Below are 10,360 nucleotides of genomic sequence, written 5' to 3' on the forward strand. Positions count from 1 at the left end.
TTCCCTTCCTCACCCTTGGTCGGCGCCGAGGCCGTCGACGAGGCCGAACAGTTCGTCGTCGGAGACCGACGACAGGTCGTGCTCCGGTGCGGCGCCGGACTGCTCCTCGCCGCCGTACTTGGCGAGCAGCGCGGTGAGCCGCATGCGCAGCTTCGCCTGGTCCACGGCGCCGGGTTCGGCACCGGCCAGGGCTTCTTCGAGCTGGTCGAGCCCGGCGAGCGGCGAGCCGGCGTGTGTGCCGTCGGCCGCGGGCATGGACGTGTGCAGGTGCGCGGCCAGCGCCAGCGGGGTGGCGTACTCGAACACCACCGCGGCGGGCAGCCGGATGCCGGTGGTCTCGGACAGCCGGTTCCGCAGTTCCACCGCGGCCAGCGAGTCGACGCCGAGTTCGGCGAAGGTTCGGTGTTCGGCCACGGCGGCCGGCGAGTCGTAGGCCAGCACCCTGGCCGCTTCGGCGCGGACCAGCTCCAGGAGCGCCTTCTCCCGGTCGGGTCCGGACAACACGGCCAGTGCGGCGGCGGGTGCGGAGTTCACGCCGGCGGCCATGGCCGTGGCAGCGGCCGTGGCGGGCGCTTCCCGGACCAGGCCGCGCAGGACCGCCGGGACCGGGCCGCCTGTGCGCAGGGCCGTCCGGTCCAGGCGCATCGGGGCGAGTACCGGTTCGTCGACGGTGCGCGCGAGGTCGAACAGTTCGAGCGCCTCGGGGGTGGTCAGTGGTCGCAGCCCGGCGCGGGCGATGCGGGCCAGGTCGGCACCGGACAGTTCGCCGGTGATGCCGCTGCGCTGCTCCCACAGCCCCCAGGCCAGCGAGGTGGCCGGGAGCCCGGCGGCGTACCTGGCCCTGGCCAGGGCGTCCAGTGCGGCGTTGGCCGCCGAGTAGGCGCTCTGCCCGGCGGCGCCGAGCACCCCGGCGGCGGAGGAGAACAGCACGAAGTCGGTCAGCTCGCGGTCGCGGGTCAGTTCGTCCAGCCAGCGTGCGCCCAGCACCTTCGGCGCCAGCACCGCCGCCAACCGCTCCTCGCTGAGACCGGTGACCAGACCGTCGTCCACCACCCCGGCCGCATGAACCACCGCCGTCATCGGATGCTCGGCCAGCAACCCGGCCACCGCATCCCGATCAGCCACATCACACGCCACCACCGCCACCTCGGCACCCAACTCACGCAAGTCGCCGGCCAGTTCGGCGGCGCCCGGGGTGTCCGGGCCGCGGCGGCCGGTGAGCACCAGTTCGCGCACTCCGCAGTCGTCGGCCAGATGACGGGCGAGGGCCGCACCGAGTGCGCCCAGTCCCCCGGTGATCAGCACCGGGCCGCCCGGATCCCAGATGGCGCCGTCCCGGTCGGTGATCCTGGCCAGCGGGACATGGGACAGCCGTGGCACGAGCACCGCGCCGTCGCGCACCACCAGTTGCCCGCCGGGCACGTTCCAGGCGGCGGCGGGAATCCCGGCGCCGTCGGTGCCCGCGGCAGCGGCAGTATCGTCGGCGTCCTCGGAGTCGGCCAGCAGGAAGCGGTCCGGGTGCTCCTGCTGCACCGAGCGCAGCAGACCCCAGACCGCGGCGGCGGCCGGATCGGTGCGCGCGTTCCGGGTCCGCAGCGCCAGCCGGGTGCCGGTGCCGGCGAAGCGGTCCTCGGCCAGCCAGGCCCGCACCGCGCCCAGCGCCCGACCGGCCGCGGCCACCGGATCGGCCTCGGTCCCGGCCGCCAGCACCACCACCTCGGGCAGTTCCCCGTCGGGCAGTTCGGCCAGCGCGGCGCAGTCCAGCACGGTCGGCTCCGGGCCGCCCGGCAGGGCCGCGGGCACCAACTCCTCGGCATACAGCGATTCATGGTGGCCGAGCTGTTCGGCCGAGATCGGCCGGACCGCGAGAGACTCGACGACCCCGACCGGGGCGCCCGTCGCGTCAGCCAGTTCGATCCTGGCCGCCTCGGCGGCGACCGGGGAGATCCGCACCCGCAGCGCGGACGCCCCGGTGCGGCGCAGCGCGATCCCGTTCCAGGCGAACGGCAGCAAGGTGCGGTCGCCGTCGTCCTCGTGCAGGTAGCGCAAGGCGTGCAGCGACGCGTCCAGCAGGGCCGGGTGCAGCCCGTAGCGGCCGGCATCGGTCAGATCGGGCAACTCGATGTCGGCGAAGATCTCGTCACCGCGCCGCCAGGCCGCGCGCAGCCCCTGGAACGCCGGGCCGTACTCCAGCCCGGTGGCGGCGAACTCGGCGTAGGCCGAACCGACGTCCAGCGCGACGGCTCCCGGCGGAGGCCAGGCGGTCTCCGCGTCCCGAGGCTCTGCCGACACCGAGCCAAGTACAGCGCGGGCGTAACAGGTCCACGGGCTGCCGTCCTCGGCCGGGCGGGCGTGCACGGTCAGCGGCCGCTCCCCCGCCGCATTTCGCGCGCCGACCCTCATCTGTACCTCGACCGCACCATGCTCGGGCAGCACCAGGGGCGCCTGGAGGGTCAGTTCGGCGACCTCGCCGGCGCCGGTCTCCGCGGCGGCGTGCAGGGCCAGTTCGGCGAACACGCTGCCGGGTACGACGGTCGCGCCGAGCACGGTGTGCTCCCCCAGCCAGGGCTGCGCCCGGGTGGCCAGTCGCCCGGACAGCAGGAAGCCGTCCTCCTCGGCGAACTCCACGACCGCGTCCAGCAGCGGATAGCCGCTCCGGTGCGGCGGTTCGGCGCTGTCCAGCCAGTAGCGGCGGTGCTGGAAGGCGTAGGTAGGCAGGTCGACCCGGGCCGCGGCAGGCAGATAGGACGCCCAGTCGACGACGCCGCCATGCGCATGGAACCGGGCCAACCCGGAAGCCAGCGAACGAACTTCGGGCTGCTCACGGCGCAGCAACGACACGAAGGATGCCGTCGCGTCTTCCGGCAGGCAGTCCGGTCCTACGGCGGTCAGCGCGGCGTCCGGGCCGATCTCCACGAACCTCGTCACGCCCTGCTCGTGCAGGTGAGCCACCGCCTCGGCAAAGCGGACCGTGTTCCGGACGTTACGCACCCAGTAATCGGCATCCATCGGCGCCGTGTCGACATCGACTGTGGACACGAACGGGATGCTCGGAGCGGCGAAGGTGACCCCGGCGATCGCCTCCCGGAACCGGTCCAACACCGGCTCCATCAACGGCGAATGGAACGCGTGACTCACCCTGAGTCGGGTGTTACGCCAGCCCCGCACCCGCGCCTCACCGGCAACCCCCTCCACCGCCTGCTCCGTACCGGAGACCACCACAGAACGAGCCCCGTTAACCGCCGCGATACCCACCTCGCCGGACAGAACCTCCGCGACCTCCGCCTCCGTGGCATTGACCGCGAGCATCGCCCCACCCCGCGGCAGTTCCTGCATCAACCCGGCACGCGCACACACCAAAGTGACCGCATCATCCAGCGACAACACCCCAGCCACATGAGCCGCCGCCACCTCACCCACCGAATGCCCCACCACGAAGTCCGGCACCACACCGAAAGATTCGAGAAGCCGGAACAACGCAACCTCGACCGCGAACAGACCACACTGCGCAAACAACGTCTCATCCAGCCCCACGCCACCGCCGAGAATCACCTCCCGAACCGGCCGCCCCAACACCGACTCCAGCCGCGCACAGATGTCCTCGAAGGACTCCGCGAACACCGGGTACCGCTCGGCCAGTTCCCGCCCCATACCCGACCACTGCGACCCCTGCCCCGAGAACAAGAACCCCGTCAGCCCACCCCGGTCAGCCAAGGCACCGCCATCACCCGCCAACTCCGTCAGGCCAGCGAGCAGTTCCTCCCGGTCCGCGGCCACCACCGCACCGCGATGCTCCAAAGCGGCCCGGGACAGCGCCGCCGCACGCGCCACCTCCGCAACGCCGACGCCCGGTTCGGCAAGCACGTACTCACGCAACCGCGCCGCCTGACCACGCAACGCCTCAGCACTCCGCCCGGACACCACCACCGGCACCGGCAACACCTGCTCGCCGACAGATACAGGCTCAACAGCCGGCGCCTGCTCGATGATCACGTGCGCGTTGGTCCCGCTCACCCCGAACGCCGACACCGCGGCCCGACGGACCCCGCTCTCCGGCCAGTCGATCGCCTCGGTGAGCAGCCGTACGTCACCGGCCGACCAGTCCACGTGCGGGGTCGGTTCGTCGATGTGCAGGGTGCGGGGCAGCCGCCCGTGTCGCATGGCCTGTACGACCTTGATCACGCCGGCCACGCCTGCGGCGGCCTGCGTGTGTCCGATGTTCGACTTCACCGACCCCAGCCACAACGGCCGCTCGCGATCGGCGCCGTACGTGCCCAGCAGAGCCTGCGCCTCGATCGGGTCGCCGAGTGTGGTGCCCGTGCCGTGCGCCTCCACCACGTCCACGTCCGAGGGGGACAGTCCCGCCGCCCTCAGCGCGGCGCGGATCACGCGCTCCTGCGAAGGCCCGTTGGGTGCGGTGAGCCCGTTGGACGCGCCATCCTGGTTCACCGCCGAACCGCGCACTACGGCCAGCACCTCGTGACCGTTGGCCCGCGCGTCGGACAGCCGCTCCAGCACCAGCATGCCGACGCCCTCGGACCAGCCGGTGCCGTCGGCGTCGGCGGAGAAGGACTTGCAGCGGCCGTCGGCGGCCAGGCCGCGCTGCCGGTCGAACTCGCGGAACGGGGTCGGGCTGGACATGACCGTCACCCCGCCGGCCAGCGCCAGGGTGGACTCGCCGGAGCGCAGCGACTGGGCGGCCAGGTGCAGTGCCACCAGCGAGGACGAGCAGGCGGTGTCCACGGTGACCGCGGGACCGGTGAACCCGAAGGTGTAGGCGACCCGGCCGGTGGCGATGCTGCCCAGGTTGCCGTTGCCCAGGTAGCCCTCCAGTTCCTCGGGCACGTGCGCCAGCCGGGTCGCGTAGTCCTGGTACATCAGCCCGGCGAACACGCCGGTACGGCTGCCCCGGGCGCCCGTCGGGTCGATCCCGGCGCGTTCCAGCGCCTCCCAGGACAGCTCCAGCAACAGCCGCTGCTGCGGGTCCATCGCCAGTGCCTCGCGCGGCGAGATCCCGAAGTGTCCGGGGTCGAAGCCGGCGACGTCGGCGAGGAATCCGCCCAGTCCCACCGGCAGCGCGCCGAGGTCCCAGCCCCGGTCGGCGGGGAACGCGGAGATGCCGTCCCGGCCCGCGGCGACCAGGTCCCACAGTTGCTCGGGCGTGCCGACCCCGCCGGGGTAGCGGCAGGCCATGCCCACGATCGCGATCGGCTCGTCCGCAGCGGCCATGGCCGTGAGCGCGGCGGGTTCCGGTGCGGTCTGCAGGTCACCGGCCTCGGCGAGGACGAATCCGGCCAGCGCGGCCGGGGTGGGGTGGTCGAAGACCAGGGTGGTGGGCAGCCGTAGCCCGGTGGCGGTGCCAAGACGGTTGCGCAGTTCCAGCGCGGTCAGCGAGTCGACGCCGAGGTCGGCGAAGGACTGCTCGGCGCCGACCTGCTCGGCGCCGGCGAGGTCCAGCACCCCCGCGGCCTGGGTGCGCACCAGGTCCAGGGCGGCGCGGCGGCGCTCCGGTACGGGCAGCGCGCGCAGCCGGTCGGCCCAGCCGGACTGCTGCCGGGTACGGCGGCGGCCACGGACCAGGCCGGCGAACACGGCCGGCAACGGGTCGAGCCGGTGCAGGGCGGGGGTATCCAGTCGCATCGGCAGTACGGCTGCATCACCGAGCCGCACGGCGGCGTCCATTAGCGCCAGGGCTTCCGCGGTGGGCAGGGCCGCGATACCGCTGCGGGCGATACGGGCCAGGTCGGCCTCGGACAGCTCGCCCGTGATGCCGCTGCGCTGCTCCCAGAGCCCCCAGCCCAGCGAGGTGGCCGGAAGTCCGGCGGCGTGGCGCTGCCGGGCCAGCGCGTCCAGGTAGGCGTTGGCGGCGGAGTAGGCGGCCTGTCCGGCGTTGCCGAGGGTCGCGGAGGCGGAGGAGAACAGTACGAACCGGGTGAGGTCCCGGTCGCGGGTCAGTTCGTCCAGCCAGCGTGCGCCCAGCACCTTCGGCGCCAGCACCGCCGCCAACCGCTCCTCGCTGAGACCGGTGACCAGACCGTCGTCCACCACCCCGGCCGCATGCACCACCGCCGTCACCGGATGCTCGGCCAGCAACCCGGCCACCGCATCCTGATCAGCCACATCACACGCCACCACCGCCACCTCGGCACCCAACTCACGCAACTCAGCAGCCAGTTCCGCCATACCCGGCGCGTCACCGCCCCGCCGAGAAGCAAGCACCACACCACGCACCCCATGGCGCTCCACCACATGCCGCGCCACCAGGCCCCCGAGCGTCCCACTCGCCCCGGTGACCAACACAACGTCCCCGGCCGACCAAGGAGCGTCCCCGACCGCCTCCCCGACCGCCTCCGTCACCGGCGCCAACCGGGGCACGAGCACCCGGCCCGCCCGCAGGGCCAGTTGGGGTACGTCGGTGGCCAGTGCCGCGGTCAGTTCGGCGTCCGTGACGGTGAGGTCGGTCGTGTCCAGCAGCACGAACCGGTCGGGCCACTCGATCTGCGCCGAGCGCACCAGCCCCCACACGGCGGCGCCGGCCGGGTCGGGCACCTCGTCGGCGGTGGCCGCGACCGCGCCCCGGGTGACCAGGACCAGCCGGGCCCCCGGCTCGGGCTCCTCGGCGAGCCGGGCGCGCACCCGCTCCAGTACGGCGGCGACGCGCTCGGCCACGGGCGTGTCCTCGACCCGGAGGAGCACATCGGCTCCCGTGTCACGAGGGCGTCCGGTGCGGGCGGGCGTCCAGTCCAGCCGGTACACCGAGTCCAGCCGTGCGGGCGTGCGCAGTTCGCCGGTGAGGGCACGCAGCACCACGTGTTCGACGGTGCCGACCGGGGTCCCGCTGCCGTCGGCCAGGTCCAACCGGACCGCGTCCTCCCCTTCGGCGGTGAGCCGGACCCGCAGCGCCGTCGCGCCCGTGTCGTACCAGCGGACCCCCCGGAAGGCGAAGGGCAGCCGCAGGCCGTCGGCACCGCGCAGGGCGAGGGCGTGCAGTGCCGCGTCCAGCAGCGCCGGATGCAGGCCGAACTCCCCTGCCTGGCCACGCTGTCGGTCGGGCAGGGTGATCTCGGCGAAGATCACGTCGTCGCGCCGCCAGGCGGCCCGCAGTCCCTGGAACGCCGGGCCGTAGCCGAGGCCGGTCTCGGCGAGCCGGGGATAGAACCCGTCCAGGTCGACCGGCTCGGCGTCGGCCGGGGGCCACTGCACGAGATCCGCACCGACGCTGTCGTCGCCGCTCTCGGACAGCACGCCGGTGGCGTGCCGGGTCCAGGACACTGTGGAGCCCTCGGGCCGGGAGTGCACCTCGACAGCGCGGCTGCCGGCGTCGTCGGGTTCTCCGACGACGACCCGCAGGGCGAGGGCGCCCTCGGCGGGCAGGACGAGCGGGACCTCCAGGGTCAGCTCGTCCAGCTGGTCGGCCCCGAGCAGTTCGGCGGCGTGCCGGGCGAGTTCGACGAACGCGGTGCCGGGCAGCAGCACCGTGCCGGTGACCTGGTGGTCGGCCAGCCAGGGCTGGGACCGCAGGCTCAACCGCCCGGTCAGGACGGTGTCGATGGCACCGGGCAGGGCGACCAGCGCGCCGAGCAGCGGATGCCCGGCGGGCAGCGCACCGAGCGCGGCCGGGTCGGTCGGCTCGGCGTTCTCCAGCCAGTAGCGGCGGTGCTGGAAGGCGTAGGTGGGCAGGTCGAGCGGGTCGGCGGCGGGCAGATAGCGGGTCCAGTCGATGCCGCCGCCCTGTGCGTGGAAGCGGGCCAGTCCGGTGGGCAGGGTCACCGATTCCGGCTGGTCGCGGCGGAGCAGCGGCACGAACGCCGCGGTCGCGTCCTCCGGCAGACAGCCCGGTCCTACGGCGGTCAGCGCGGCGTCCGGGCCGACCTCCACGAACCTCGTCACACCCTGCTCGTGCAGGTAAGCCACCGCATCGGCGAACCGGACCGTCTCGCGGACATTGCGCACCCAGTAGTCGGCATTCACCGGCGCCGTATCGACATCCACCGTGGACACGAACGGGATGCCCGGAGCGGCGAAGGTGACCCCTGCGATCGCCTCCCGGAACCGGTCCAACACCGGCTCCATCAACGGCGAATGGAACGCATGGCTCACCCGCAGTCGGGTATTCCGCCAGCCCCGCGCCCGCGCCTCGCCGGCAACACCTTCCACCGCTTGCTCCGCACCGGAGACCACCACAGAACGAGACCCGTTGACCGCCGCAATCCCCACCTCGCCGGACAGAACCCCCGCGACCTCCGCCTCCGTGGCATTGACCGCGAGCATCGCCCCACCCGACGGCAACTCCTGCATCAACCCCGCACGCGCACACACCAAAGTGACCGCATCATCCAGCGACAACACCCCGGCCACGTGTGCGGCCGCCACCTCACCGACCGAGTGCCCGACCACGAAGTCCGGCACCACACCGAAGGATTCGAGAAGCCGGAACAACGCAACCTCGACCGCGAACAGACCACACTGCGCGAACAACGTCCCATCCAGCCGATCACCGCCATCGAGAATCACCTCCCGAACCGGCGACCCCGACACCGACTCCAGCCGCCCACACACATCCGCGAACGACTCCGCGAACACCGCGTACCGCTCGACCAGCTCCCGCCCCATACCCGACCACTGCGACCCCTGCCCCGAGAACAAGAACCCCGTCAGCCCACCCCGGTCAGCCAAGGCACCGCCATCACCCGGCCCACCAGCCGCCAACTCCCCGAGCCCAGCCAGTAGTTCATCCCGGTCCGCGGCCACCACCGCACCGCGATGCTCCAAAGCACCCCGGGTGGTGGCGGCGGCGAACGCCAGGCGGGCGACGGTCAGTTCGGGGTCGGCCGCGACGAACTCGCGCAGCCGTGCGGCCTGGCCGGCCAGGCCCGTCGCGCCACGGCCGGAGAGGACCACCGGCACCGGGAGCGAGAGCACCGGCCGCGGAGCCGCCGCCGGCTCCGCGGCTTCCGACTCCGCGGCTTCCGGTTCGGGGGCTTCTTCCACGATGACGTGGGCGTTGGTGCCGCTGATGCCGAACGAGGACACCGCGGCGCGGCGCGGCCGTTCCCCGCGTGGCCAGGGCACCGCCTCGGTGGCCAGCGAGAGGGTGCCGGTGGACCAGTCGATGTGCCGGGACGGGGTGTCCGCGTGCAGGGTCTTCGGCACGGTCTCGTGGCGCAGTGCCAGCACGGACTTGATCACCCCGGCCACCCCGGCGGCGGCGAGGGTGTGTCCGATGTTGGACTTCACCGTGCCGAGGAGCAGCGGCCGTTCGCGGTCGGCACCGTAGGCGGCCAGCAGGGCCTGTGCCTCGATGGGGTCGCCCAGGGAGGTGCCGGTGCCGTGCGCCTCCACCACGTCGATGTCGGCGGGGGTCAGCCCGGCGGCGTTCAGGGCGGCGCGGATGACCCGCTGCTGGGAGGGTCCGTTGGGTGCGGTGAGCCCGTTGGACGCGCCGTCCTGGTTCACGGCCGAACCGCGCAGCACGGCCAGCACCTGGTGGCCGTTGGCCCGCGCGTCGGACAGCCGCTCAAGGACCAGCATGCCGACGCCCTCGGCCATGCCCATGCCGTCGGCATCGGCGGAGAACGCCTTGCAACGGCCGTCGGCGGCCAGCACCCGCTGGCGGCTGAACTCGATGAGCGGTCCGGGTCCTGCCAGCACGGTCACGCCGCCCGACAGGGCCAGCGTGGACTCTCCGTTGCGCAGCGACTGCACGGCCAGATGCAGGGTGACCAGGGAGGTGGAGCAGGCGGTGTCGATGGTGATGGCCGGGCCCTCGACGCCGAGGGTGTAGGAGATCCGGCCGGAGAGCACGCTGGGGACCACGCCGGTGACCAGGTGTCCCTCGACGCCGGCGGGGGCGTGGGCCAGTCCGGTGCCGTACTCCTGGTAGTTCTGGCCGACGAACACGCCGGTGCGGGTGCCGCGCAGTGCGGTGGGGTCGATGCCGGCCCGTTCCAGTGCCTCCCAGGAGGTCTCCAGGAGCAGCCGCTGCTGGGGGTCCATGGCCAGCGCCTCGCGCGGCGAGATCCCGAAGAAACCCGCGTCGAACGCGCCGGGGTCGTCCAGGAAGCCGCCGCGGCGTACGTAGCTGTGGCCTGAGCGCTCCGGGTCCGGGTCGAAGAGGCCGTCGACGTCCCAGCCGCGGTCGGTGGGCAGTTCGCCGGTGACGTCCCGGCCCTCGGAGAGCACCTGCCACAGGTCTTCCGGGGAGCGGACCCCGCCGGGGTAGCGGCAGGCCATGCCGACGACGGCGATGGGTTCGGTGCGGGACTGTTCGACGTCCTGCAGGCGGCGGTTGGCCTTGCGCAGGTCGACCATGACCCGGTTCAGGTAGCCGCGCAGCTTCTCTTCTTCGGACATGTGCAAC

General features: G+C 73.1%; 1 protein-coding gene. It reads right to left on the minus strand.

All coding sequences use genetic code 11. From position 1 onward, the window contains the following. Positions 1 to 9: 9 nt before the first annotated feature. Positions 10 to 10,359 carry an SDR family NAD(P)-dependent oxidoreductase gene (locus ACFWXC_RS40820; protein WP_384487179.1) on the minus strand — a complete coding sequence of 3,450 codons (10,350 nt, stop codon included), beginning with the start codon at positions 10,357 to 10,359 and terminating at the stop codon, positions 10 to 12. Between the last annotated feature and the right edge of the window lies 1 nt (position 10,360).

Origin of the sequence: Streptomyces sp. NPDC058683 (assembly GCF_042716195.1) — a bacterium.
GTDB lineage: Bacteria > Actinomycetota > Actinomycetes > Streptomycetales > Streptomycetaceae > Streptomyces.